Consider the following 24,590-nt stretch of genomic DNA (forward strand, 5'->3'; position numbering starts at 1 on the left):
AACATTAAATTTTTATTTAACAAACTTTGCGTAATGAGGAGGCTGCTTTTATGAGTCAAACACTTTTCATTGACGGAAAGTGGGTGGGCGCCAAAAAAGGCGAGACTCGCCAAATTATCAATCCTTACAATCAAGAGCATATTGAAACCGTCAGTGAAGGAGACAGAGAAGACGCTGTTAGGGCGATTGCTGCAGCGCGCCGCGCATTTGACGACGGCGAGTGGGCGAATACGCCGGGTCTTGAACGAGGCAACATCGTATTAAAGATCGCCGAACTGATCAGACGCGACCACGAAGAGCTGGCAGAACTTGAATCGCTTGATACCGGCAAGACGATTGAAGAAAGCAGAGCCGATATGGATGATATTGCAAACGTATTTCAATATTATGCAGGGCTTGCGGATAAAGACGGCGGAGAAGTCATTTCTTCACCGATCCCCGATTCTAAAAGCAAAATTGTCAGGGAGCCGGTCGGTGTCTGCGGGCAGATCACACCGTGGAACTATCCGCTCCTGCAGGCAAGCTGGAAAATCGCTCCGGCTTTGGCGGCGGGCAACACGATCGTTGTCAAACCAAGTGAAATCACACCGCTGACAACCATTAAGATCTTCAAGCTGATGGAAGAAGCCGGTGTGCCTGAAGGGGTGGCCAACCTTGTTCTCGGCCCCGGGGCGACTGTCGGCGATGAACTTGCCAGAAATAAAGACGCCGACTTAATTTCCTTCACCGGGGGAATTGAAACCGGAAAGAAAATCATGCAGGCTGCAAGTACGAATGTGAAAAAAATTGCGCTTGAGCTTGGCGGGAAAAATCCGAATATTGTGTTTAAAGACGCAGATTTTGACGTAGCGGTTGACCAGGCGCTGAATGCGGTATTTTTCCACGCAGGACAGGTTTGCTCTGCGGGCGCTCGTCTTCTCGTTGAAGAGTCCATTCATGATGAGTTTGTCGCAGAGCTTGTCAAGCGTGCGAAAAAAATCAAGCTTGGCAACGGATTTCACGAGGAGACACAGAGCGGTCCGCTTATTTCAGCTGAACACCGCAGCAAAGTTGAAAAATATGTGGAAATCGGCTTGCAAGAAGGCGCCAAGCTGGAAACAGGCGGAAAACGTCCGGAGGACCCTGAACTTGCAAATGGCTTCTTCTATCTGCCGACAATCTTCTCGAGCTGTACATCAGATATGAGAATCGTTAAGGAAGAAGTATTCGGTCCTGTATTAACAGTTGAAACATTTAAAACAGAAGAAGAGGTTGTCTCACTTGCGAACGATACGATTTACGGCCTTGCCGGCGCCGTTTGGTCAAAAGACATCGAAAAAGCGGAGCGCGTCGCTTCCAAACTGCGCATGGGAACCGTCTGGATCAATGACTTCCACCCTTATTTCGCACAAGCGCCTTGGGGAGGTTACAAGCAGTCAGGCATCGGCCGCGAGCTTGGCCGCATGGGCCTTGAAGAATACACAGAAGTGAAGCATGTCTACCGCAATACGAAACCGGCGGCTGTCAATTGGTTTAAAGCATAAGAAGGAGGAGACTATTCATGACTTTAAATATGAAAGTAGAAGCGATGAACAAATTCCACACGTTTGAAATCCCTACCGTCATTAAGCATGGAATCGGAGCCGTTAAACATGTGGGGGAAGAAGTGAAAAAGCTTGGCGTTTCAAAAGCGCTGCTTGTCACAGACCCTGGCATCTACAAAGCCGGTGTAACAAACCCGGTCGTTGTATCCCTTCAGGAAGCAGGCGTAGAAGTTGCCGTCTTTAATAAAGTCGAGCCGAATCCGCCTGTCCGTCTTGTCGCTGAAGGTTCCAAACTGTATGCTGAAGAAAACTGCGACGGCCTTGTCGCGGTCGGCGGCGGAAGCTCAATGGATACGGCGAAAGCGATCGGAGTTGAAGCCACTCATGAAGGCTCAGTCCTTGACTATGAAGCGGCAGAAGGAAAAAAGCCGCTTGAAAACCGGATTCCTCCGCTTACAACGATCCCGACGACTGCCGGAACCGGCTCAGAAGTTACACAATGGGCGGTTATCACAGATGAAGAGCGCGAATTTAAATTCAATACGGGCGGCCCGCTGATTGCTGCTCATTTGACAATTATCGATCCTGAATTGCATGTATCAATGCCTCCGCACGTAACAGCGATGACCGGCGTTGACGCTTTGGCTCATGCCATCGAGTGCTATACGATGAAATTTGCCCAGCCGATTACTGACGCGGTGGCCCTTCTTGCGATCGAATACGGCGCACATTACATCCGCAGAGCGTTTGCCGATGGAGAAGATCTTGAAGCGAGATACGGCATGGCGCAGGCGGCCATGCTTGCAGGCCTTTCTTACGGAAGCGAATCCGCAGGCGCTGCTCACGCGATGAGCCAGACGCTCGGAGGGATCATCCCTGTCGCGCACGGCCAATGTGTGGCGGCGATGATGGGCCCTGTAATGGAATACAACTGGAAAGGCTACCCTGAAAAATTTGCCCGCATTGCAAAAGCGTTCGGAATTGACACAAGCGGCATGTCTGCAGTTGAAGCGGCTAAAGCTGCGGTGAACTGGATGTATCAGCTTGTGGAAGACTTAGAGATTCCTAGTCTTGAAGAGCAAGGCGTATCACCTGACATGATCGACCGCCTTTCAAAAGAAGCGATGAAAGATCCGCAAACGGTCGGTAACCCTAGAGACCTGAACGAAAAAGCGTACAATTGGATTTACAAACGCTGCTTCAATTTAACCCCGAAAACTGTCTGAAAAAATTGAAAAAGCCCGTTGTGTGCAGCACACAGCGGGCTTTTTCAATTTGAGAAAAAAAGGGAGGCAATGTAAAATAAATCACATCTTGAAAAAAAGGGGATGGGTTGAATGTGGAAGAAGCGCACGGCTGTGGCGGAGCACGTATACATAGCGGACACAGCGTCATTTGTGACAGAGAAACAGGCAAAGATCGTAATCGATTACGGGGGCATACCGGAGGATCTGCATTTTGGACTGACGAAAAAAGCCGGGGCAAGGGAGCCGATGTATAAAAGAGGAACGGAGATTTTCAACAGGAGGCAGATTTCTATCGTCTCGGTAGAAGAGTGCCTTGAAATTGCCGGACGGCTGAACATTCCGGCGGTCCTTCCGGAATGGCTCGGGGCCAATATCGCATTAAGCGGCCTGCCTGATTTAACCTCATTAAGAGAAGGAAGCAGAATCGTTTTTCCAAGCGGCGCCTCTTTGTTGAGCGAGGGCGAGAATGAGCCGTGCATTCAGCCCGGAGAAGTCATTCAGGAGCAGTTTCCCGACAAACCGAAGCTTGCTTCGCGCTTTGTGCGCCATGCGATGGGAAGAAGGGGAATCGTCTGCATCGTTGAACGCCCGGGCCTGATCCATCAAGGCGACCAAGCAGAAGTGTGGGCGTATTCGCCTGCTGCCATGAAAGACGCCAGGTCGTTTGCCTAGGCGGAAGAAAAGCCCTGAGTCTCTAAGAGCCGGGGCTTTCCGCTTATTACAGCAGTTTCTGCTTGACTTCTTTGATCTGTTTAATATGCCTTCTTTCATGATGGCCGATGAAGTCGAGCCACTGACTGACCGTAAGCTCTTCGAAAATCGGATGCGGCAGCCCCCTTTGAAAATCTTCATCGTGAAAGGCGGCGATGACTGAAGTTAATTGTGTTCTGACATTGTCGAGCTCAGCTTTGAGGGTTAAAGCATCCGCTGTTTTTCTTTCCGGCTCCGCATATGGAGGCGCCTTTCGTTTGGAGCTTCTGTCTTCCAACTGATGAACCGGTTTATCTTCGATTGATTTAACCGGTGCATGCTTGATTTGTTCCTTCAAGATTTGAAGTGCCATCAGATCGATTTTTTTCAGGTGGTCGATCACTTCTTGAATGCTCCATTCGTCTTCCGCCGGCCTTTTATTCAGCATTTCGTCTGACAGGCCTTGAATCTCGCTCCAAAGTTCTTTTCTCGCTTCATTAAAAATGCTCATCATATCCCCTCCTAGTTTTAACTGTACCATATCGAAGGCTGGTAAAATAACCAAAAAACACTCGATTTTCGCATCGCCATCGGATATGCTTAAGAAAAAATGAAAAGAAGGAAGGATTTCATTTTGAGAACCACATTGTACCCGTATATAGCATTAGTGGTCGGGGTGTTGGCTGTGTCTTCCTCCGCCATCTTCGTCAGGCTGTCAACAGCTGATGCTGGAATCATCGCTTTTTATCGTCTCTTTTTTTCCGCTTTGCTGATCTTTCCTTTTTTCTGGGGAAAAAGAAAAGAAGTCTTGGGTTTTTCGAAAAAAGACTGGCTGTTTTCCGCGGCAGCGGGATTCTTTTTAGCATTTCATTTTATTTTATGGTTTCGCTCGCTTGAATACACGTCTGTGGCGAGCTCGGTTGTTCTTGTTACGCTGCAGCCGATCTTTTCCTTTATCGGTACATATTTTTTATTTAAAGAAAGAGTCTCGTTCGCTGGGATCATCAGTGCGCTTCTCGCGATCGGCGGAAGCGTGTACATCAGCTGGGGGGATTTCAAAGTAAGCGGCCAGGCGCTCTACGGCGATATCCTGGCGCTTTTGGCATGTGCGCTTGTGACGGCATATCTGCTGTTTGGCCAGCATGTCAGAAAACGCCACAGCTTGACCGTTTACACTTTTATTGTATATGGAATCAGCGCCCTCACTTTATGTCTATACTGCCTGTTTTCGGGCGCCGCCTTTTTTTCTTATCCTGCGTCAGATTGGGGTTACTTCTTTCTGCTTGCCGTCATTCCGACTTTGCTCGGCCACTCGCTCTTTAACTGGGTGCTGAAATGGCTGAGCACAAATATGATTTCTGTGGCGATTTTATTTGAACCCGTCGGAGCGGTTGCGCTGGCGTATTGGATTTTAGACGAATCCGTCATGATGACGCAGGTGATCGGCGGAGCGGTCATTTTTTCAGGCATCATCCTGTTCATGGCCTCGCAAAGCATACGGAAAAACAACGTCCCGGCGGTGAAAGGGAAAACGCCCAAGGCGCTTTAAAGTCCGCGCTTTATCCAGTCAAAATATCTTCGCTTGAATAGCGGAGGTTTTCCTTTTCAGGTCTGGCCAGGGAAAACGCCAATGTGAGCGGCCCGAGTTTTCCGAGAAACATAATGAAAACAATCAGCATCTTCCCGATAGGGGACAGGTCGGCCGTAATCCCCATTGACAGGCCGACCGTGCCGAAAGCTGAAACGACTTCAAACAAAATCGCCAAAAACGGTATAGGTTCTGTCATATTTAAAATAAAGATGGCCGTTAAAATCAACAGCACGCTGATTGTTGAAATAGCGAGCGACCGGAGGATCAATTGGTCTTTCAGCGTTTTTTTGGCTATTGAAATATGTTTTTTGCCCTTTAAAAAAGTGATAACCGACAGAAGAATGACAAGAAACGTCGTCAGCTTGATTCCTCCGCCGGTCGATGCGCTCCCCGCTCCGACAAACATAAGAAGGAGCAAAAGCGTGATCGTGCTTTCGCGCAGGCTTCCGATGTCTGTCGTGTTAAATCCTGCTGTTCTCGGGGTCACAGCCTGAAAATAGGCGCCCCAAAGTTTTTCAGCTAGCGGAAGCATTCCCAGCGTTTTTTGATTTTGATACTCAAGCAGAAAAATAAGGATCATGGCTGCCAAATTGACGATAAACGTACCGTATATCATCAATTTCGAATGAAGGCTCAACTTTTTAAAGCTCCGCTTATGCCATAAATCGGACAATACAGTAAATCCTATCCCGCCGACGATGAACAAAAAACTGATCACCAGGTTGACGAGCGGATCGCCTTCATACCGCATTAAACTGTCCGGCCATATGGAAAATCCCGCATTGTTAAAGGAGGAAACCGCATGGAACAGGCTGTAGTAGATGCCGCGGGCGAGACCGTATTCAGGAATCCATTTGACAGCAAGTATCAGCATGGCCAGCATTTCAATCGCGAAGGAGTAAATAAACAAACTCTTGATCAGTTTAATAATCCCGCCTAAAGAAGTCTGATTAAGCGACTGCTGAATCAACAGCCGTTCTTTCAGGCCGATTTTTTTCCCGAGCATGATAAAAATGAGCACCGCAAAAGACATGATGCCGAGTCCCCCGAGCTGGATGAGAACGAGAATAATAAGCTGACCAAACATCGTATAATCCGTGCCTGTATCAACGACGGCCAGACCGGTAACAGTCATCGCCGAGGTCGATGTAAAAAGCGTATCAATCCAGCCTATAGGCTTGGGCGTTGCTGCCGGCAGCTTCAATAAAAGGGTTCCTAATATGATGAAAAATAAAAACACTAGCACGAGCAGTTGGGACGGGCTTAATTGTATCTGTTTAAACTTCACGGTTAATCGCCCTTTTTTTCAAAGGTCTCAATATCTTTATTTTGCCCGATCACAATCAAAATATCGTTTTCATATATCATGTCATCAGCGCTCGGTGCGATGATGAAATGCCCGTCCCTTTTTATGCCGACGATATTGCAGCCGAAGTTGGCGCGTACGTCGATATCCCCTAGGCTTCTTTTGTCCAGCTTTTTTGTTGCCACAATTTCGACGATGCTGTAGTTTGGCGACAGCTCGACAAAATCGATCATCTTTTCCGACGTGATATGGCTGGCTATCCGCTTGGCCATATCTTTTTCAGGATGAATGATACGATGGACGCCGATTTTATGGAGAACTTTTTGGTGATAGTCATTTTGTGCTTTCGTCCATACTTTGGGGACGCCCATTTCAATCAGCAAAAGCGAGGTCAGAATGCTTGCTTCAATGTCATCGCCAAATGATACAAATGCGTGGTCAATGTTGCGTATCCCGATTTGTTTCAAGGTCTTTTCATCAACGGCGTTGGCGCAAATGGTGTAGGTTGCATAAGTAGAATATTCGTTTACTTTTTCTTCTGATTTGTCGATGCCTAAGACTTCCGCCCCTTTTGCGTGGAAGGCTTTCACAAGGCTGCCGCCGAACTGGCCGAGCCCGAAAACGGCGTAAGATTTCTGCATCCGTATTCACCCTTTTACCTGTTTTTCTTATAGTGTTTACTTTTTTTAAGAAAAACACACTGGGATGTACAAGAATCCGGAAGGTGAAGCCGGAGGGCGCTTTGAGGCGGCTGCGGTGTCAGCTGATCGATCCGCCCGTTTCGCGAATATCTTTTTCGTGCAGGGCGGAGATGACCGCAGCTATTCTAAGTCCTTCGACGATCGTTTCAAGGCTGAGACTCGGCTCGGGTTTATCGATTGTTTGTTCGGGGAGAAACGGAATGTGGATGAACCCTCCGCGGATGTTTGCCGAGGTGCGGTCTATACGGTGCATTAACTGGTAAAAGAGATGGTTGCATACGAAAGTTCCCGCTGAATTGGAGACGGAGGCCGGTATTCCGTTTTTTCTCAACTCTTTCACAATGAGCTTGATCGGAAGCGCGGACCAGTAAGCAGCAGGCCCGTCTGCCGCGATGGGTTCATCGATCGGTTCCCGGTCTTCATTATCCGGAATGCGAGCATCATCGATGTTGATTGCGATGCGTTCCGGCGTAATATGAGCCCTGCCGCCTGCTTGCCCTGCGCAAATGACGACATCGGGTTTGTGCTTTTCGATCGCTTTTTTCAAAACGGCCGCTGAATGATGAAAAACGGTCGGAATCTGCTCCGCTGCGATAGAGACGCCTTCTGCTTCCTCTCCGTTCAGCCGTTTTACAGCTTCCCAGGACGGATTGACTGTTTCTCCCCCAAAGGGGTCAAATCCTGTCAGCAGTACTTTCTTTCCCATATCGATCACTCCTGAATATGAATGTAAAGTGCAAAATACCCATTCAGCAGATGTCTGAATGGGTATTTTGAGGATGTAGTCACCCGCCTGCTCCACGAGAAGCCAAAAGTATCTCATTGCTTTGGGAAGCCGCTTCAGGAGCGTGATTTGCAAACGAAAAGCTGAAAACAGTGCCTAATACAAATACAGCTAACAACACTTTTTTCATCCTATTCTCCTCCTCTTCCGGCAAGTTTACTTGCCTTGTCTGTTTTAATGTAGAAATATATGGCTTCTTCGTATAACTTATTTTCCCTATAGTAATTCGCTACGTCCATCAGCAATTCCTCCAGATCAACCCATGCTTTTTTATCTTCTAATTGGTGAATAAAGTCCTTGATTACTTCCAGTTTATTCTGACAATCGGAATGTAATGTATATAAAGTTTTGAATTTTAATTCGAAAATTTCGCTATTCACTTCTTGAGCTTTTTTAAAGCCTGTGTCGATCCATTTAAAAGCTTGGTCGGGATCGTTGGTTTTGAAAAGAGACCTTGTGTTTTCATATACACATAGAAGGTAAGCATACTTGGCTTTCGTTTCAAAGTCTTTGATTGCAAAAGCTTTATTATAATACTTCAGCGCTTCTTCGTGTTTATCTTCCTTACTCTTCAAAAAGCCCATATTATAGTAGGTATAAGGCAAAAGATATTGGTCGCCGATTTTTTCGGTTTTTTCAATTGCTTCCTTTAACAATACTTCACTTTCGGCAAACTTAAATTGGTCAATATAATTGAGCCCGATCAGCATTTTGCAGTTGATGACCCGCTTGGCATACCCGTCATACCCTTGGAAGATGCCTGAGGCAATGTTGATGTGGTGAATCGACAGCCATGTCGCTTTTAAGTTGTAATACAAAACACCGATTTTATAATGAAATTCGGCTTTTTCAATTTCATTTTGAATGACGCTCAGCCTTTTTTCCGCTATTCTGAAAAAATTAAGCGCTTCTGTATGGTTTTGCTTGTAGTCTTCATAAATCCCTTTGAACAGATAAAAATAATAATTCAGCTTATCGTCCGTACTTTTTGGATCTTTGTCCTTAAAACTGATGGCTTCCAATTTTTCTGTGGAAGATTGGGAGATATCTTCAAGAAGAAGCCTTAAGCGAAAATCCAGCATTTGATAATAGAGAAGAACGTCATGATCTTCTTCCATCTTTTCAATTGCTTTATCTATGTCATCTTTCATTTCGATTGAACCTGAAATGTCTCGTTTTTTCATCAGTATGTACCAGTCGTTCAGCATATTGGCGACTTCTTGAGAAGCCACGGCTTTGGCCATTCTTTTCCCTCCAATCTTTGTGAATTTTTTGTAAATTGAAGTTCTATTAATCATAGCATAAACTGCCGCCGTCTGTGAATAACACGGAAATGCATGTTTGTTGGCGAAAAAATTCATTCCCGAAATTAAATCGTCATTTTCCAAAAAAAGTGCGCGAAAAAAGCGAAAACCGCGCCAAGCGGAATACAGGAGATCATTGCGGTTCCGTTGACCAGCCCGTCAGCCCCGCTTATTTTCAGGGCTTCCCGGTAGCCTATTAAAAAGTGGATGATCGATAGGACATAACATAAGAGCATCATATAGTAAGGATTCATTTGTATACCCTCCTCTATTCGCTTTACTATATTACATTCAATAGAGGGAAAGATTATGCCTGTTTAAGTAGGAAAAAGAACAAAATATTATAGACGAAAAGATTTTCAATTACAATACATGTTTTTAAAAATATTTCCACTATAATCAAAATGAAAGATAAATTTAGGGGGTCATACAAAATGAAAAAAAGGCTGATGTCACTATTGGTCTGCATCCTGGTTTTAGTGCCGGCAGCAGGAGCTTTTGCCGCGCCGAAACAGGCCGAGCTTAAAGATTATCTTGAAGAAATAGGAATGACAGAAAAAGAATTGGAAGCCTATTTGCAGGATACATATGATGAGAGTTTAAAAGGTTTTGACTCGGTGGAAGAGTTGAAAGACTTTTTAGGGCAAAGACTGACTAAAAAGCTTTTGGCATCCTATTTGAAAGAATACGGATTGAGCGAAAAAGAAGCGGCTGACCTATTTGTTGAAAATGGCTATATGGAAAGCGGCCAAAACATTCTCGACGTGTTTATGTTTGAATACGAATTGGACGATGCGCTCTACACCGTGACATATGAAGAAGACGATTTTCAGATCGGAAACATGTTTCAAGAATTGGGTGTGGATGATCAGGAGTGGGAAAGACTCGTGAATCACCTCCGAAAAGTGCGCGATAACAATCCGAACCTTGAAAATGACTTGATGGCTCTTGGAGAACGTCTTGAAGCGGTAGCCGATTTCGAGTCTGTATCAGAGCTGTCAGCTCAGGATATCGCTGAAATGCTGTCCATTTTAAACGATCTTCAGAAGACGCTCGAAGTGAAAACGAAATATTATCTTGTTAAAGACGGAAAGAAAAAAGAAGTGTCTTTGACGACGCTTGTCAGTGCTGAAGATCTGAAGGGAGCAAGCCTCCTAGTGGAAGTATACGATCTGCAGGGCAATTTCATTTTGGATGTATTGCTGACGCCTGAAATGATCGGATCTGATTTAATTCATGACACAGGGTCGAAAGTGAAGCAAACCCAAACGGCTGTTAAACACGACGCAAAGAAATCTCATGTGAAAAAGACGGTTAAAGGTGCAAAGCTTCCGAAAACGGCCGGGCATTACGCAGAATGGTCGATCTTTGGCGCCGTTCTGATGTTTGGCGGATTGTTTATGGTCAGAAGGCTTCGAAAAGCGGCTTAACATTTTACTTCCCATTCTAAGTCTGTATAGAATGGGAAGTTTTTATAAGGAGTGAAAGGAAATTAAGGCACATCGAAAAAAGATCATCTGGCTTGCAGCCATTGCGATGGTTGCGTGCGGCGCTTATTTTACAACAACGAATGTGTTCAAGCTGATGCACGGCTACGCTCTATTTTCATTTCAGCAGATGAAAGAAGAGGAAAAGCCTGAAAAACCTCCGATTCAGACGACGAAAAAAGAAAAGACGGCAATTGATCAAACATTTGAAACCGGGGAGAAAATCGGTGATCTTGTTATTCCGAAAATCAATGCAAGGCTTCCGATATATCACGGAACAGATGAAGACGAGCTGCAAAAAGGCGTGGGCCATTTCGCAGGATCCGTTCTGCCTGGAGAAGATGACAACTCGGTTTTATCAGGCCACCGGGATACGGTTTTCCGAAAACTCGGCCGAGTGGGGAAAGGCGATCAGTTAATTGTTGAAGCTTCCTACGGAACTTTTACATACAAAGTGAAAAAGGTCCGAATCGTGGATGCGGATGACCGGACGGTGATAGTTCCAAAGCCGAGAGCGACATTGACGGTTTCCACCTGCTATCCTTTTGACTTTATCGGTTCAGCACCGGAGCGGTATATATTGGTCGCAGATTTGATTAAAACATAAAAAACAGCGGAATCTCAGGCGAATCCGCTGTTTTTTTATGTTATCTCATGTTTGTTCTGTTTTCTAGAAGTCTTGGTGCGGTTAGCAGCAGTATACAAAGGACGATTGTGCAGACAATGAAAGACGGAAGCATATACGTTCCATTATATACCAATGAATAAATCCATACCGGAGTGCCTTTAGGCGCATAGTTTCCAAAAAAGACAGCGCCGCTGATGACATGTGCGAGAAATTTCAGTCCGCTTCCAAGAAGGACGGCCAGCATAACATAGGAAATGATCTTTCCTTTTTGTTTCTCAAATGAAGCATTTCGGATCGATCCGGCAAAAAAGCCGCCGATTCCCGCGGCCGTAGGCGCGATAAAGTAATCAAGAAGAAGCTGCAGAGGATGAACAACGTAAAATCCTCCAGTGACAAATTGAAGCAATCCGGCTAAAAACCCGGTCGCCAGCCCTGCCTTGAGCCCCCATCTAAAGGAGATCAGGAAGATCGGAATCATCATGACGGCGATTGAACCGCCTTGAGGCATTTTTAAAAACATTCCGGACACCATATCAAGTATAAGTGCTATTCCTGTCATAATCGCAATTTCAATCAGCTGTACAAGTTGTTTAGATTGATTCATCATAACCCTCACTTTTGATGAACAAAGGGATACTGGACTTCTTTCCCAATAAAAAAAGCAATGCGGGGAAGGAGTAGGACAGTTTTCCACGCACTGCTTTGGATGCAATTAGAAATGACTTTGCCACATTCCTACGCCAGCATTAACTAACAGGTTCGAAGGGTCAGAACGGTCGTTCACTCTCAGCCCGGAGGCTCCCCTTGTGGTCATCAAGTTATTTAGTTATATTCTACTATACTAAAAAAAGAAACGGACGACAAGCTAATTTTTCGAAAAACTTTTGCTGAAACCCTCCAATATGTAGCAAGGCAAACATCTTTTCCTTTATAATAGAACTTATTCGTACGTACAAGATCAGTAAAGGGTTGATCTGATGGGTGAACTTACAAAATACAGCATGGTGAAAAATAAAATTAAATCGTGGATATATGAAGGCAAAGTGAAGCCGGGCGAAAAAATTCATTCGGAAAACGAATTGATGAAAATATTTGGTGTAAGCAGGCATACGATCCGGCAAGCGATTGGCGACCTTGTTCATGAAGGGCTTTTATACAGAGAGCAGGGCTCAGGGACGTATTGCTCCCACCGTCTTCAGCTTTCTGAAAAAGGAAGGGAAAGAAATAAGATGATCGGGGTCATGACGACTTACCTTTCGGATTACATTTTTCCTTCTATTATAAGAGGAATCGAATCGTCCCTGTCCAGTGAAGGATACACCCTTGTCGTCGCGAGCACCAATAATGACAATGAAAAAGAAAAACAATGCCTTGTGAATATGCTTGACAAAAAAATTGCCGGGTTGATCGTGGAGCCGACGAAAACAGGAAGCTTTAACCCGAATTTAAGTTACTATTTGACGCTTGAACAACATCATATTCCGTATTTGATGATCAACCAATTTTATCAGGAGTTAAATCCGCCCCATTTCATTTTGGATGATGAACACGGCGGTTTTATCGCCACGGAGCATTTGATTAAGCTCGGCCATGAAAAAGTGTTCGGTTTCTTTAAACAGGACGATATGCAGGGCGCCAACCGGATGAAAGGATTTATCCGTGCTTTCAGAGAAAACGGCTTGTCGTTTTACCCTGAAATGGTCGTGACGTACACAACAGAGAACAAAAAACAAAAAACGATAGCTGAAACCAGGAAGCGGCTTTCTTCATCAGACCGTCCGACTGCTATATTCTGCTATAACGACGAGATCGCGCTTATGGTGTTGGATGTCGTGAGGGAATTCGGTTTGAAGGTGCCGGAAGACATATCGATTGTGGGATATGACGACTCACACTTGAGCGAGGCATCTGAAGTGAAGCTGACGTCAGTCACCCATCCGAAAATGCAGATGGGGATTGAGGCGGCAAGATGGATGATTGCCAAAGTTGAGGGACGCAACACGGATCAGCTTGAGCATTCCACCGTCTACAAACCTGAACTGGTTGTCAGACATTCGACCGCCAAGCTGAAAAGGTAGGCTGTATAAGCTTTATCCGCCAACCAGCGTGAATGAAAATATATCCTGTTAAAAAGCTCCGGAATGAGGAGCTTTTTATTCAAGTGAAAGCTGATAGCGGAGAGTTTAATGTCATCCTCGAAGCTTCGGCCCATGTGCAGCTTTAGCAAATCGATTTTTAAAGACCGCTGTATACCTTTATATAGAAGAAAGCGGTAAGGAGAAATAAATGGCGTCAATTGCCGGCTGGTCGAGATAATCAGGAATCATCGGAGTCAAAATCATTTGATTATTATTTTTTTAAAAAAGCTATTGTGTAAAACGAAAATAGATGTTATATTTGTATCCGCCCCTAAAAAGGAGGCTTTATAAAAACAACTTCGAAAATCTTTTAAAAAAAGTTGTTGACATTCACAGTGATAGAATGTTATATTAGTAAAGTCGCTTCTTCGAGAGGCGGAAATGATCTTTGAAAACTAAACAAGACAAAACGTACCTGTTAATTCATTAAATAAATCGCACACATGTTGTGCGTAGTCATTATCAAACTTCATGGAGAGTTTGATCCTGGCTCAGGACGAACGCTGGCGGCGTGCCTAATACATGCAAGTCGAGCGGACCGACGGGAGCTTGCTCCCTTAGGTCAGCGGCGGACGGGTGAGTAACACGTGGGTAACCTGCCTGTAAGACTGGGATAACTCCGGGAAACCGGGGCTAATACCGGATGCTTAATTGAACCGCATGGTTCAATTATAAAAGGTGGCTTCGGCTACCACTTACAGATGGACCCGCGGCGCATTAGCTAGTTGGTGAGGTAACGGCTCACCAAGGCAACGATGCGTAGCCGACCTGAGAGGGTGATCGGCCACACTGGGACTGAGACACGGCCCAGACTCCTACGGGAGGCAGCAGTAGGGAATCTTCCGCAATGGACGAAAGTCTGACGGAGCAACGCCGCGTGAGTGATGAAGGTTTTCGGATCGTAAAACTCTGTTGTTAGGGAAGAACAAGTACCGTTCGAATAGGGCGGTACCTTGACGGTACCTAACCAGAAAGTCACGGCTAACTACGTGCCAGCAGCCGCGGTAATACGTAGGTGGCAAGCGTTGTCCGGAATTATTGGGCGTAAAGCGCGCGCAGGCGGTTTCTTAAGTCTGATGTGAAAGCCCCCGGCTCAACCGGGGAGGGTCATTGGAAACTGGGGAACTTGAGTGCAGAAGAGGAGAGTGGAATTCCACGTGTAGCGGTGAAATGCGTAGAGATGTGGAGGAACACCAGTGGCGAAGGCGACTCTCTGGTCTGTAACTGACGCTGAGGCGCGAAAGCGTGGGGAGCGAACAGGATTAGATACCCTGGTAGTCCACGCCGTAAACGATGAGTGCTAAGTGTTAGAGGGTTTCCGCCCTTTAGTGCTGCAGCAAACGCATTAAGCACTCCGCCTGGGGAGTACGGTCGCAAGACTGAAACTCAAAGGAATTGACGGGGGCCCGCACAAGCGGTGGAGCATGTGGTTTAATTCGAAGCAACGCGAAGAACCTTACCAGGTCTTGACATCCTCTGACAACCCTAGAGATAGGGCTTCCCCTTCGGGGGCAGAGTGACAGGTGGTGCATGGTTGTCGTCAGCTCGTGTCGTGAGATGTTGGGTTAAGTCCCGCAACGAGCGCAACCCTTGATCTTAGTTGCCAGCATTCAGTTGGGCACTCTAAGGTGACTGCCGGTGACAAACCGGAGGAAGGTGGGGATGACGTCAAATCATCATGCCCCTTATGACCTGGGCTACACACGTGCTACAATGGGCAGAACAAAGGGCAGCGAAGCCGCGAGGCTAAGCCAATCCCACAAATCTGTTCTCAGTTCGGATCGCAGTCTGCAACTCGACTGCGTGAAGCTGGAATCGCTAGTAATCGCGGATCAGCATGCCGCGGTGAATACGTTCCCGGGCCTTGTACACACCGCCCGTCACACCACGAGAGTTTGTAACACCCGAAGTCGGTGAGGTAACCTTTTGGAGCCAGCCGCCGAAGGTGGGACAGATGATTGGGGTGAAGTCGTAACAAGGTAGCCGTATCGGAAGGTGCGGCTGGATCACCTCCTTTCTAAGGATATTATACGGAATATAAGACCTTGCGGTCTTATAGACAGGTGCGTTTAGATCTTGTTTAGTTTTGAAGGATCATTTGATTCTTCAAACGTGTTCTTTGAAAACTAGATAACAGTAGACATCACATTCAATTAGTAACACAAGATATCACGTAGTGATTCTTTTTAACGGTTAAGTTAGAAAGGGCGCACGGTGGATGCCTTGGCACTAGGAGCCGATGAAGGACGGGACGAACACCGATATGCTTCGGGGAGCTGTAAGCAAGCTTTGATCCGGAGATTTCCGAATGGGGAAACCCACTGCTCGTAATGGAGCAGTATCCATATCTGAATTCATAGGATATGAGAAGGCAGACCCGGGGAACTGAAACATCTAAGTACCCGGAGGAAGAGAAAGCAAATGCGATTCCCTGAGTAGCGGCGAGCGAAACGGGATTAGCCCAAACCAAGAGGCTTGCCTCTTGGGGTTGTAGGACACTCTGTACGGAGTTACAAAGGAACGAGGTAGATGAAGAGGTCTGGAAAGGCCCGCCATAGGAGGTAACAGCCCTGTAGTCAAAACTTCGTTCTCTCCTGAGTGGATCCTGAGTACGGCGGAACACGTGAAATTCCGTCGGAATCCGGGAGGACCATCTCCCAAGGCTAAATACTCCCTAGTGACCGATAGTGAACCAGTACCGTGAGGGAAAGGTGAAAAGCACCCCGGAAGGGGAGTGAAAGAGATCCTGAAACCGTGTGCCTACAAGTAGTCAGAGCCCGTTAACGGGTGATGGCGTGCCTTTTGTAGAATGAACCGGCGAGTTACGATCCCGTGCAAGGTTAAGTTTGAAAAGACGGAGCCGCAGCGAAAGCGAGTCTGAATAGGGCGCATGAGTACGTGGTCGTAGACCCGAAACCAGGTGATCTACCCATGTCCAGGGTGAAGTTCAGGTAACACTGAATGGAGGCCCGAACCCACGCACGTTGAAAAGTGCGGGGATGAGGTGTGGGTAGGGGTGAAATGCCAATCGAACCTGGAGATAGCTGGTTCTCTCCGAAATAGCTTTAGGGCTAGCCTCAAGGTAAGAGTCTTGGAGGTAGAGCACTGATTGGACTAGGGGCCCCTACCGGGTTACCGAATTCAGTCAAACTCCGAATGCCAAAGACTTATCCTTGGGAGTCAGACTGCGAGTGATAAGATCCGTAGTCGAAAGGGAAACAGCCCAGACCGCCAGCTAAGGTCCCAAAGTATACGTTAAGTGGAAAAGGATGTGGAGTTGCTTAGACAACCAGGATGTTGGCTTAGAAGCAGCCACCATTTAAAGAGTGCGTAATAGCTCACTGGTCGAGTGACTCTGCGCCGAAAATGTACCGGGGCTAAACGTATCACCGAAGCTGCGGACTGTTCTTACGAACAGTGGTAGGAGAGCGTTCTAAGGGCTGTGAAGCGAGACCGGAAGGACTCGTGGAGCGCTTAGAAGTGAGAATGCCGGTATGAGTAGCGAAAGAGGGGTGAGAATCCCCTCCACCGAATGCCTAAGGTTTCCTGAGGAAGGCTCGTCCGCTCAGGGTTAGTCGGGACCTAAGCCGAGGCCGAAAGGCGTAGGCGATGGACAACAGGTTGATATTCCTGTACCACCTCCTCACCATTTGAGCAATGGGGGGACGCAGGAGGATAGGGTAAGCGCGGTATTGGATATCCGCGTCCAAGCAGTTAGGCTGGGAAATAGGCAAATCCGTTTCCCATAAGGCTGAGCTGTGATGGCGAGCGAAATATAGTAGCGAAGTTCCTGATTCCACACTGCCAAGAAAAGCCTCTAGCGAGGTGAGAGGTGCCCGTACCGCAAACCGACACAGGTAGGCGAGGAGAGAATCCTAAGGTGATCGAGAGAACTCTCGTTAAGGAACTCGGCAAAATGACCCCGTAACTTCGGGAGAAGGGGTGCTCTGTTAGGGTGCAAGCCCGAGAGAGCCGCAGTGAATAGGCCCAGGCGACTGTTTAGCAAAAACACAGGTCTCTGCGAAGCCGTAAGGCGAAGTATAGGGGCTGACGCCTGCCCGGTGCTGGAAGGTTAAGAGGAGCGCTTAGCGTAAGCGAAGGTGCGAATTGAAGCCCCAGTAAACGGCGGCCGTAACTATAACGGTCCTAAGGTAGCGAAATTCCTTGTCGGGTAAGTTCCGACCCGCACGAAAGGCGCAACGATCTGGGCACTGTCTCAACGAGAGACTCGGTGAAATTATAGTACCTGTGAAGATGCAGGTTACCCGCGACAGGACGGAAAGACCCCGTGGAGCTTTACTGCAGCCTGATATTGAATGTTGGTACAGCTTGTACAGGATAGGTAGGAGCCTTGGAAACCGGAGCGCCAGCTTCGGTGGAGGCATCGGTGGGATACTACCCTGGCTGTATTGACCTTCTAACCCGCTGCCCTTATCGGGCAGGGAGACAGTGTCAGGTGGGCAGTTTGACTGGGGCGGTCGCCTCCTAAAAAGTAACGGAGGCGCCCAAAGGTTCCCTCAGAATGGTTGGAAATCATTCGCAGAGTGTAAAGGCACAAGGGAGCTTGACTGCGAGACCTACAAGTCGAGCAGGGACGAAAGTCGGGCTTAGTGATCCGGTGGTTCCGCATGGAAGGGCCATCGCTCAACGGATAAAAGCTACCCCGGGGATAACAGGCTTATCTCCCCCAAGAGTCCACATCGACGGGGAGGTTTGGCACCTCGATGTCGGCTCATCGCATCCTGGGGCTGTAGTCGGTCCCAAGGGTTGGGCTGTTCGCCCATTAAAGCGGTACGCGAGCTGGGTTCAGAACGTCGTGAGACAGTTCGGTCCCTATCCGTCGCGGGCGCAGGAAATTTGAGAGGAGCTGTCCTTAGTACGAGAGGACCGGGATGGACGCACCGCTGGTGTACCAGTTGTTCTGCCAAGGGCATCGCTGGGTAGCTATGTGCGGACGGGATAAGTGCTGAAAGCATCTAAGCATGAAGCCCCCCTCAAGATGAGATTTCCCATTCCGCAAGGAAGTAAGATCCCTGAAAGATGATCAGGTTGATAGGTCTGAGGTGGAAGTGTGGCGACACATGGAGCTGACAGATACTAATCGATCGAGGACTTAACCCAAAAACTTTTGTGAATCGTCTGACCGTTATCTAGTTTTGAGAGAACACCTCTCAACAGCCAAAGGCAAGGAAACTCGGCTAAAGGCCGCCCTCACATCCTGTGAGGAACGTCTAGTACCTTCGTCCTGAAGGCAAATAGTTTGGTGGCGATAGCGAAGAGGTCACACCCGTTCCCATGCCGAACACGGAAGTTAAGCTCTTCAGCGCCGATGGTAGTTGGGGGCTTCCCCCTGTGAGAGTAGGACGCCGCCAAGCGCTTAAGAAGACCAGCTTATATAAGCTGGTCTTTTTTACGGCTGTTCGATTGTATATACCGGAAGGGAAGGAGTGCATAGACGATTTCAACCCTTCAGGCTCCGCGAAACAGTGTGAAGAATAGGCAAGCTGCCTTCATCTTCTCTGGCCCGTGTTCTGGGTGTTCAAATCCAAATTTTAAAGCGGAGTGAAGCCAATAAGCACGTTGGCATGCATAAAATCAGTGAAGCCAGGGAGTAAAACTCATGCAAATAGAAGAGTGGATGCTGCCATGTTCCGGCAAATGGATTTCGAGGGATTGAGGTAGCTGGAGGATTGACAAATGAATGCATATATTTTGAGCCGCACAACACTCATTTTCAAAACACGTCGCTTGGCTATTAAGAGTTGGGATAGAGAGAGTCGAGAAGCCAATTACATTGCTTATCGTTCGAAAAGGACTTAAAATTGTTTTGAGAAATCAATTCGAATACAAATTTGCCATGGGAACAAGACAGGAATTCACGGATCGTCTGAAGAATCTATTTTATAAGCAGTACATAGGGATAAATGTTGCTCTGAAGCTTTTGATGCAATATACGGATTAAGCGGAACGAAGTATGCATATTCGTCTGTTGTGATAGAATAAACTGAAAATAAAATTTTTTTAATATAGCCTTTACAAATGGGTGTATTCCCGTATATAATAGTCCTTGTCAGATCGAGAACAACTGACGAGGAGGATTAGCTCAGCTGGGAGAGCATCTGCCTTACAAGCAGAGGGTCGGCGGTTCGATCCCGTCATCCTCCACCATTCATATTGGAATGGGCCGGTGTAGCTCAATTGGTAGAGCAACTGAATCGTAATCAGTAGGTTGGGGGTTCAAGTCCTCTTGCCGGCACCACGATTTTATGATACAATATAAAAGTTGCTAAAAAAAGACAGATAGCTTTCGAAAAAGTCTTCAGCTTTCATTGCAGTATTGGAGCCATTAGCTCAGTTGGTAGAGCATCTGACTTTTAATCAGAGGGTCGAAGGTTCGAGTCCTTCATGGCTCACCATTTTCATGCGGATGTGGCGGAATTGGCAGACGCGCTAGAATCAGGCTCTAGTGTCTTTTAAAGACGTGGGGGTTCAAGTCCCTTCATCCGCATTGCCAATCTATTTTGCGGAAGTAGTTCAGTGGTAGAACACCACCTTGCCAAGGTGGGGGTCGCGGGTTCGAATCCCGTCTTCCGCTTGATCATCTATGCGCCCGTAGCTCAATTGGATAGAGCGTTTGACTACGGATCAAAAGGTTAGGGGTTCGACTCCTCTCGGGCGCGCCATTATATAACGGGAAGTAGCTCAGCTTGGTAGAGCACATGGTTTGGGACCATGGGGTCGCAGGTTCGAATCCTGTCTTCCCGACCATTATTTGGGGCCTTAGCTCAGCTGGGAGAGCGCCTGCTTTGCACGCAGGAGGTCAGCGGTTCGATCCCGCTAGGCTCCACTTTGTTATCTTTAATATTCACCATGGCGGTGTAGCTCAGCTGGCTAGAGCGTACGGTTCATACCCGTGAGGTCGGGGGTTCGATTCCCTCCGCCGCTATTAAAGGACCTTTAGCTCAGTTGGTTAGAGCAGACGGCTCATAACCGTCCGGTCGTAGGTTCGAGTCCTACAAGGTCCACCATTGTTACGGAGGAATACCCAAGTCTGGCTGAAGGGATCGGTCTTGAAAACCGACAGGGGTGTCAAAGCCCGCGGGGGTTCGAATCCCTCTTCCTCCGCCATATATCTTTCATTATTTTGATCATCGCGGGGTGGAGCAGTTCGGTAGCTCGTCGGGCTCATAACCCGAAGGTCGCAGGTTCAAATCCTGCCCCCGCAACCAATTTACTCATTAAATGAGAAGTCCCCGAAAGGTGCAATCAAAATGGTCCGGTAGTTCAGTTGGTTAGAATGCCTGCCTGTCACGCAGGAGGTCGCGGGTTCGAGTCCCGTCCGGACCGCCATTTTAAATAAAGGCTCGGTAGCTCAGTTGGTAGAGCAACGGACTGAAAATCCGTGTGTCGGCGGTTCGATTCCGTCCCGAGCCACCATTTTACAATTTTATATATTGCGGCGGTTGTGGCGAAGTGGTTAACGCACCAGATTGTGGCTCTGGCATTCGTGGGTTCGATTCCCATCAACCGCCCCATGCGAAATGCGGGTGTAGTTTAGTGGTAAAACCTCAGCCTTCCAAGCTGATGTCGTGGGTTCGATTCCCATCACCCGCTCCATTTGCATATCATGGGCCTGTAGCTCAGCTGGTTAGAGCGCACGCCTGATAAGCGTGAGGTCGATGGTTCGAGTCCATTCAGGCCCACCATGATATTCCGCAGTAGCTCAGTGGTAGAGCTATCGGCTGTTAACCGATCGGTCGCAGGTTCGAATCCTGCCTGCGGAGCCATGGAGAAGTACTCAAGTGGCTGAAGAGGCGCCCCTGCTAAGGGTGTAGGTCGCGTAAGCGGCGCGAGGGTTCAAATCCCTCCTTCTCCGCCATTTTTTCAATAAGGCCCGTTGGTCAAGTGGTTAAGACACCGCCCTTTCACGGCGGTAACACGGGTTCGAATCCCGTACGGGTCATCATGTTAAACTCTGCATCATTATGATGCGGAGTTTTTTTATGCCTGTATGACTTCAGTCAATGTTCAAAAAGGATATTGTTGAACTTTGTCAATAAAAAGAAGCGCTTTCACGTAAGGGATCAAGCCATATTATGCGAATAAAAGAGTAATCTTTAAATATAGTGGCAGAAAGGATGAAATCAATGGCTGATGTGAGTGCCTCGGATATTAAAGTGCATCTCTTTCATGAAGGTCGGCTTTATGAATGCTACAGATTTTTCGGCGCTCATCAGATGGAACAGGACGGCCGCCAAGGTTTTCGGTTCTGTGTTTGGGCCCCGAATGCGAAGGAAGTTCGAATCGCCGGAACGTTTAACGGCTGGTCCGGTGCCCTGCATCAAATGGAGAAGCGTCATCAGGAAGGCATATGGGAACTGTTTATCCCCGGCATCGGAGAAGGGGAGCTGTATAAATATGAAATGATCACAGCCGCAAATGAAACAAAATTGAAGGCCGATCCTTATGCTTTTTTTTCTGAAGTCAGGCCGAAAACGGCATCGATCACTTATCAATTGGACGGATACCCATGGGGCGACCGAAAGTGGCAAAAGAAAAAGCAGCAAAAAGCTGTGTATGAAAAACTGATTTCCATCTACGAGCTTCATGTCGGTTCATGGAAAAAGAAAGCGGATGGGCGTTTTTTCACATACCGGGAACTGAGCGAAACAGTCATTCCTTACGTCAAAGAACACGGATTCACACATATCGAGCTGATGCCGTTGACAGAGCACCCGTTTGACCGTTCATGGGGCTATCAGACAACGGGGTACTACAGTCCGACGAGCAGATATGGCGAACCGCGTGACTTGATGTATTTTATCGACCAGTGCCATCAGCATGAGATCGGCGTCATTATGGATTGGGTTCCCGGCCATTTCTGCAAAGATGACCACGGCTTGTATTTGTTTGACGGTATGCCGCTGTATGAATATACACACGAGCATGACAGGGAAAATTGGGAATGGGGGACCGCCAATTTTGACCTCGGAAAACGAGAAGTTCGCAGTTTTTTAATCTCGAATGCGTTGTATTGGATCGAGATGTATCATATAGATGGATTTCGAGTCGATGCAGTTGCAAACCTCCTGTATTGGCCAAACCGTCCTCAGCCTGAAGCGAACGGCTTTGCCGTCGAATTTATTCAAACTTTAAATGAACAGGTTTTTGCAAAAGATCCCCACTTTTTAATGATTGCTGAGGACTCCACAGACTGGCCGCTTGTGACGCATCCGACCTATGCAGGCGGTCTCGGGTTTAATTATAAGTGGAATATGGGTTGGATGAACGATGTATTAACCTATATGGAAGCTTCCCCAGAACAAAGAAAACACCTGCATCATCTTGTTTCATTCTCCTTAATATATGCCTACTCAGAAAACTACATCCTGCCGTTCTCCCACGATGAAGTGGTATACGGCAAAAAGTCTCTGCTTCATAAGATGCCCGGCGATTACTGGCAGAAATTCGCCCAGTACCGCCTGCTGATCAGTTATTTTACGCTGCACCCGGGAAAAAAACTTCTCTTTATGGGCGGTGAGTTTGCTCAATTTGATGAATGGAAAGACGAAGAAGAGCTCGATTGGTTCTTGGACGATTTTGACATGCACCGCAAGGCCCGGATGTTTACAAAGGAGGCTCTTCACCTCTACAAAAAAAGCCGTATTCTGTATGAAAATGATCATCGGCAGCAAGGATTCGAGTGGATTGACGTCAACAATGCGGAACAGTCGATTGTATCGTTTATCCGCTATGGAAAACAGCCCGGTGAAGCGCTGATTATCGTCTGCAATTTTACGCCTTCCGTTTATCACGAATATCGGGTCGGCGTCCCTTTTCAAACCGAATATATCGAAGTGCTTAACAGCGATGATGCAAAATACGGAGGTTCACACCAAATCAACCCGAAACGCCTTCAAGCAAAAGAAGGCGTTCTGCACGGCAAACCATACAGCATCAGCATGACAGTCCCTCCGCTGGGAGCTGCGGTTTTCAGAGCAGTCAAAAAGAGAGGAGCGAAAAAGGGATGAAAGAACAATGTGTGGCTATGCTTTTGGCTGGCGGCAAGGGAAGCAGGCTGAATGCCTTAACGAAAAACCTCGCAAAACCGGCCGTTCCATTTGGCGGCAAGTACAGAATCATTGATTTTGCCCTCAGCAACTGCGCCAACTCGGGAATTCATCATGTCGGTGTGCTGACTCAATACCAACCGCTTTTATTAAACTCATATATCGGCATCGGCGAGCCATGGGATCTTGACCGCAATGACGGCGGGGTCTCCATTTTGTCCCCTTATGCGGAAGCGTCGGAAGTGAAGTGGTACAAAGGAACGGCAAGCGCGATTTATGAAAACCGCCATTTTTTAAAAGAGCTTCAGCCTGAACATGTACTCATCCTATCAGGAGATCATATCTACAAAATGGATTACGGAAAAATGCTCGAATACCACGCGGAGAAACAGGCTGATGCCACCATTGCCGTCATCGAAGTGAGCTGGGCAGAAGCCGGCCGTTTCGGTATCCTTCATACCAATGACAAGATGGAGATTACAAGCTTCGAGGAAAAGCCGAAATATCCGAAGAGCAACTTGGCATCGATGGGTGTCTACGTTTTCAAATGGAGCGTGCTTGAAAAGGCGTTGGAACGCGATGAAAAAAAATCCGGCTCAAGCCACGATTTCGGTAAAGATATCATACCGGCTCTTCTCGAAGAAAAAAGAAGCTGAACGCTTATCCGTTTAAAGGGTACTGGAAGGATGTCGGTACGGTCAGAAGTTTATGGGAAGCTAATATGGATCTGCTTGGAGATCATCCTCTGCTTGACCTGTTCGAACGGAACTGGCGGATTTATTCCGTCGCCCCGAACCTACCGCCGCAGTTTGTTGCCGAGCAGGCGGACATCAAAGAATCGCTCATCAGCGAAGGGTGCGCCGTATATGGGGCTGTCACCCGTTCGGTTATCTTTCAGCGCGTTGCAATCGGCAGACATTCCGCGATTAAACGTTCAGTCGTGATGCATGACGTTTCAATTGGAGAGCATGTTGAGATCGAAAATGCTATTGCATCGGCAGGAATACGAATTCCGGACGGTTTTCGCGCGAAGGGGGAAGATGGCGAAGTCCTGCTGATCACAGAGGAATATGTCAAAAAACATAAGGTTGTTTAAACAACACGGAGAGGCGGATGGTGCC

The 24,590-nt window shown here is 47.4% G+C and carries 16 protein-coding genes, 20 tRNA genes, 3 rRNA genes, 1 pseudogene and 1 riboswitch; of the genes and pseudogenes, 32 read left to right on the forward strand and 8 right to left on the reverse strand.

All coding sequences use genetic code 11. The features are described from left to right. Window positions 1-50 precede the first annotated feature (50 nt). The 3 genes from betB to ACVC9U_RS03010 all read left to right on the forward strand — a co-directional run bounded on the left by betB (window position 51) and on the right by ACVC9U_RS03010 (window position 3,442). Window positions 51-1,523, forward strand: coding sequence for a betaine-aldehyde dehydrogenase (betB, locus tag ACVC9U_RS03000; RefSeq protein WP_026699416.1), 1,473 nt, complete (start codon window positions 51-53; stop codon window positions 1,521-1,523). A gap of 17 nt (window positions 1,524-1,540) precedes the next feature. Continuing rightward, window positions 1,541-2,749, forward strand: a complete 1,209-nt coding sequence (locus ACVC9U_RS03005; protein WP_009329443.1) for an iron-containing alcohol dehydrogenase — start codon at window positions 1,541-1,543, stop codon at window positions 2,747-2,749. Window positions 2,750-2,860: 111 nt separating this feature from the next. Further along, window positions 2,861-3,442: an MOSC domain-containing protein gene (locus tag ACVC9U_RS03010; RefSeq protein ID WP_441390114.1), complete on the forward strand. Its 582-nt coding sequence runs from the start codon at window positions 2,861-2,863 to the stop codon at window positions 3,440-3,442. Between the two features lie 46 nt (window positions 3,443-3,488). On the opposite strand, the gene ACVC9U_RS03015 is transcribed toward ACVC9U_RS03010, so the two are convergent. Next, entirely contained in the window at window positions 3,489-3,974 is a 486-nt protein-coding gene (locus ACVC9U_RS03015) for a DinB family protein (RefSeq protein ID WP_441390115.1), read from the reverse strand. Window positions 3,975-4,094: 120 nt separating this feature from the next. Here ACVC9U_RS03015 and ACVC9U_RS03020 point away from each other — a divergent pair, with 120 nt between their 5' ends. After that, window positions 4,095-5,009 (forward strand): DMT family transporter, encoded by a 915-nt coding sequence (locus tag ACVC9U_RS03020; RefSeq protein ID WP_011198226.1) that lies wholly within the window; start codon window positions 4,095-4,097, stop codon window positions 5,007-5,009. 10 nt (window positions 5,010-5,019) lie between these two features. On the opposite strand, the gene ACVC9U_RS03025 is transcribed toward ACVC9U_RS03020, so the two are convergent. From ACVC9U_RS03025 to ACVC9U_RS03050, 6 genes are all read right to left on the reverse strand, one after another. Then, window positions 5,020-6,339 carry a TrkH family potassium uptake protein gene (locus ACVC9U_RS03025; RefSeq protein ID WP_441390116.1) on the reverse strand — a complete coding sequence of 440 codons (1,320 nt, stop codon included), beginning with the start codon at window positions 6,337-6,339 and terminating at the stop codon, window positions 5,020-5,022. Between the two features lie 2 nt (window positions 6,340-6,341). After that, window positions 6,342-6,998, reverse strand: coding sequence for a potassium channel family protein (locus ACVC9U_RS03030; protein ID WP_003184686.1), 657 nt, complete (start codon window positions 6,996-6,998; stop codon window positions 6,342-6,344). A 118-nt stretch (window positions 6,999-7,116) separates the two neighbouring features. Next, a complete protein-coding gene (gene pcp / locus ACVC9U_RS03035) occupies window positions 7,117-7,764 on the reverse strand; it encodes a pyroglutamyl-peptidase I (protein WP_003184683.1) in 648 nt (215 codons plus the stop codon). Window positions 7,765-7,843: 79 nt separating this feature from the next. Continuing rightward, on the reverse strand, window positions 7,844-7,972 hold the full coding sequence (locus tag ACVC9U_RS03040) for a hypothetical protein (protein WP_003184681.1): 129 nt from the start codon (window positions 7,970-7,972) through the stop codon (window positions 7,844-7,846). 1 nt (window position 7,973) lies between these two features. Then, window positions 7,974-9,086, reverse strand: coding sequence for a response regulator aspartate phosphatase (locus ACVC9U_RS03045; protein ID WP_003184679.1), 1,113 nt, complete (start codon window positions 9,084-9,086; stop codon window positions 7,974-7,976). Between the two features lie 125 nt (window positions 9,087-9,211). Then, the gene (locus tag ACVC9U_RS03050; RefSeq protein WP_003184678.1) at window positions 9,212-9,400 is read right to left on the reverse strand and encodes a hypothetical protein; all 189 of its coding nucleotides are present in this window, start codon (window positions 9,398-9,400) and stop codon (window positions 9,212-9,214) included. 180 nt (window positions 9,401-9,580) lie between these two features. Here ACVC9U_RS03050 and ACVC9U_RS03055 point away from each other — a divergent pair, with 180 nt between their 5' ends. Both ACVC9U_RS03055 and ACVC9U_RS03060 read left to right on the forward strand, forming a co-directional pair. Continuing rightward, window positions 9,581-10,576 (forward strand): processed acidic surface protein, encoded by a 996-nt coding sequence (locus ACVC9U_RS03055; protein ID WP_003184676.1) that lies wholly within the window; start codon window positions 9,581-9,583, stop codon window positions 10,574-10,576. Between the two features lie 106 nt (window positions 10,577-10,682). Then, a complete protein-coding gene (locus tag ACVC9U_RS03060) occupies window positions 10,683-11,240 on the forward strand; it encodes a class D sortase (protein WP_003184674.1) in 558 nt (185 codons plus the stop codon). A gap of 40 nt (window positions 11,241-11,280) precedes the next feature. Here the strand turns inward: ACVC9U_RS03060 and thiT are convergent, their stop codons facing one another. After that, entirely contained in the window at window positions 11,281-11,865 is a 585-nt protein-coding gene (gene thiT / locus ACVC9U_RS03065; RefSeq protein WP_009329439.1) for an energy-coupled thiamine transporter ThiT, read from the reverse strand. Window positions 11,866-11,976: 111 nt separating this feature from the next. After that, window positions 11,977-12,076: riboswitch (TPP riboswitch) on the reverse strand. Window positions 12,077-12,238: 162 nt separating this feature from the next. Here thiT and ACVC9U_RS03070 point away from each other — a divergent pair. From ACVC9U_RS03070 to ACVC9U_RS03195, 26 genes and pseudogenes are all read left to right on the forward strand, one after another. Next, window positions 12,239-13,339 carry a GntR family transcriptional regulator gene (locus tag ACVC9U_RS03070; protein ID WP_075751223.1) on the forward strand — a complete coding sequence of 367 codons (1,101 nt, stop codon included), beginning with the start codon at window positions 12,239-12,241 and terminating at the stop codon, window positions 13,337-13,339. Window positions 13,340-13,867: 528 nt separating this feature from the next. After that, window positions 13,868-15,416: ribosomal RNA gene (locus ACVC9U_RS03075) — 16S ribosomal RNA — on the forward strand. A gap of 174 nt (window positions 15,417-15,590) precedes the next feature. After that, window positions 15,591-18,520: ribosomal RNA gene (locus ACVC9U_RS03080) — 23S ribosomal RNA — on the forward strand. 138 nt (window positions 18,521-18,658) lie between these two features. Beyond that, window positions 18,659-18,774, forward strand: a 5S ribosomal RNA gene (rrf, locus tag ACVC9U_RS03085). The 16S, 23S and 5S rRNA genes sit together here, the layout of an rRNA operon. Window positions 18,775-19,491: 717 nt before the next feature. Continuing rightward, window positions 19,492-19,567, forward strand: a tRNA-Val gene (locus ACVC9U_RS03090). A 15-nt stretch (window positions 19,568-19,582) separates the two neighbouring features. Beyond that, a tRNA-Thr gene (locus ACVC9U_RS03095) sits at window positions 19,583-19,658 on the forward strand. Between the two features lie 81 nt (window positions 19,659-19,739). Beyond that, window positions 19,740-19,815: transfer RNA gene (locus ACVC9U_RS03100), tRNA-Lys, on the forward strand. A gap of 7 nt (window positions 19,816-19,822) precedes the next feature. Beyond that, window positions 19,823-19,907, forward strand: a tRNA-Leu gene (locus tag ACVC9U_RS03105). Window positions 19,908-19,922: 15 nt separating this feature from the next. Then, a tRNA-Gly gene (locus tag ACVC9U_RS03110) sits at window positions 19,923-19,994 on the forward strand. Between the two features lie 11 nt (window positions 19,995-20,005). Then, window positions 20,006-20,082: transfer RNA gene (locus ACVC9U_RS03115), tRNA-Arg, on the forward strand. Between the two features lie 8 nt (window positions 20,083-20,090). Continuing rightward, window positions 20,091-20,167 (forward strand) — tRNA-Pro (locus ACVC9U_RS03120). Window positions 20,168-20,173: 6 nt separating this feature from the next. Then, window positions 20,174-20,246: transfer RNA gene (locus tag ACVC9U_RS03125), tRNA-Ala, on the forward strand. A 25-nt stretch (window positions 20,247-20,271) separates the two neighbouring features. Next, window positions 20,272-20,345, forward strand: a tRNA-Met gene (locus tag ACVC9U_RS03130). A gap of 5 nt (window positions 20,346-20,350) precedes the next feature. Continuing rightward, window positions 20,351-20,427, forward strand: a tRNA-Ile gene (locus ACVC9U_RS03135). A gap of 7 nt (window positions 20,428-20,434) precedes the next feature. Continuing rightward, window positions 20,435-20,527: transfer RNA gene (locus ACVC9U_RS03140), tRNA-Ser, on the forward strand. A gap of 24 nt (window positions 20,528-20,551) precedes the next feature. Further along, window positions 20,552-20,628 (forward strand) — tRNA-Met (locus ACVC9U_RS03145). A 44-nt stretch (window positions 20,629-20,672) separates the two neighbouring features. Beyond that, window positions 20,673-20,749: transfer RNA gene (locus ACVC9U_RS03150), tRNA-Asp, on the forward strand. Between the two features lie 11 nt (window positions 20,750-20,760). Further along, window positions 20,761-20,836: transfer RNA gene (locus tag ACVC9U_RS03155), tRNA-Phe, on the forward strand. Between the two features lie 22 nt (window positions 20,837-20,858). Beyond that, a tRNA-His gene (locus ACVC9U_RS03160) sits at window positions 20,859-20,934 on the forward strand. A gap of 8 nt (window positions 20,935-20,942) precedes the next feature. Next, window positions 20,943-21,016: transfer RNA gene (locus ACVC9U_RS03165), tRNA-Gly, on the forward strand. A gap of 12 nt (window positions 21,017-21,028) precedes the next feature. Beyond that, a tRNA-Ile gene (locus tag ACVC9U_RS03170) sits at window positions 21,029-21,105 on the forward strand. A gap of 6 nt (window positions 21,106-21,111) precedes the next feature. Further along, a tRNA-Asn gene (locus ACVC9U_RS03175) sits at window positions 21,112-21,186 on the forward strand. A gap of 1 nt (window position 21,187) precedes the next feature. After that, window positions 21,188-21,278, forward strand: a tRNA-Ser gene (locus tag ACVC9U_RS03180). A 12-nt stretch (window positions 21,279-21,290) separates the two neighbouring features. Beyond that, a tRNA-Glu gene (locus ACVC9U_RS03185) sits at window positions 21,291-21,362 on the forward strand. A gap of 184 nt (window positions 21,363-21,546) precedes the next feature. Further along, window positions 21,547-23,430, forward strand: a complete 1,884-nt coding sequence (glgB, locus tag ACVC9U_RS03190) for a 1,4-alpha-glucan branching enzyme (protein WP_441390117.1) — start codon at window positions 21,547-21,549, stop codon at window positions 23,428-23,430. Continuing rightward, a pseudogene (locus ACVC9U_RS03195) lies at window positions 23,427-24,565 on the forward strand (glucose-1-phosphate adenylyltransferase). Before glgB ends, ACVC9U_RS03195 begins: the two are co-directional and overlap by 4 nt. Window positions 24,566-24,590: the final 25 nt, after the last annotated feature.

The sequence above is a fragment of the Bacillus sp. GM2 genome (assembly GCF_056155945.1).

What these genes read in the sequence shown, in the direction of transcription:
- betB (WP_026699416.1), top strand. Translation starts at nt 51, where the DNA reads ATGAGTCAAACACTTTTCATTGACGGAAAGTGGGTGGGCGCCAAAAAA.
- ACVC9U_RS03005 (WP_009329443.1), top strand. Translation starts at nt 1,541, where the DNA reads ATGACTTTAAATATGAAAGTAGAAGCGATGAACAAATTCCACACGTTT.
- ACVC9U_RS03010 (WP_441390114.1), top strand. Translation starts at nt 2,861, where the DNA reads ATGTGGAAGAAGCGCACGGCTGTGGCGGAGCACGTATACATAGCGGAC.
- ACVC9U_RS03015 (WP_441390115.1), bottom strand. Translation starts at nt 3,974, where the DNA reads ATGATGAGCATTTTTAATGAAGCGAGAAAAGAACTTTGGAGCGAGATT.
- ACVC9U_RS03030 (WP_003184686.1), bottom strand. Translation starts at nt 6,998, where the DNA reads ATGCAGAAATCTTACGCCGTTTTCGGGCTCGGCCAGTTCGGCGGCAGC.
- pcp (WP_003184683.1), bottom strand. Translation starts at nt 7,764, where the DNA reads ATGGGAAAGAAAGTACTGCTGACAGGATTTGACCCCTTTGGGGGAGAA.
- ACVC9U_RS03040 (WP_003184681.1), bottom strand. Translation starts at nt 7,972, where the DNA reads ATGAAAAAAGTGTTGTTAGCTGTATTTGTATTAGGCACTGTTTTCAGC.
- ACVC9U_RS03045 (WP_003184679.1), bottom strand. Translation starts at nt 9,086, where the DNA reads ATGGCCAAAGCCGTGGCTTCTCAAGAAGTCGCCAATATGCTGAACGAC.
- ACVC9U_RS03050 (WP_003184678.1), bottom strand. Translation starts at nt 9,400, where the DNA reads ATGAATCCTTACTATATGATGCTCTTATGTTATGTCCTATCGATCATC.
- ACVC9U_RS03055 (WP_003184676.1), top strand. Translation starts at nt 9,581, where the DNA reads ATGAAAAAAAGGCTGATGTCACTATTGGTCTGCATCCTGGTTTTAGTG.
- ACVC9U_RS03060 (WP_003184674.1), top strand. Translation starts at nt 10,683, where the DNA reads ATGGTTGCGTGCGGCGCTTATTTTACAACAACGAATGTGTTCAAGCTG.
- thiT (WP_009329439.1), bottom strand. Translation starts at nt 11,865, where the DNA reads ATGAATCAATCTAAACAACTTGTACAGCTGATTGAAATTGCGATTATG.
- ACVC9U_RS03070 (WP_075751223.1), top strand. Translation starts at nt 12,239, where the DNA reads ATGGGTGAACTTACAAAATACAGCATGGTGAAAAATAAAATTAAATCG.
- glgB (WP_441390117.1), top strand. Translation starts at nt 21,547, where the DNA reads ATGGCTGATGTGAGTGCCTCGGATATTAAAGTGCATCTCTTTCATGAA.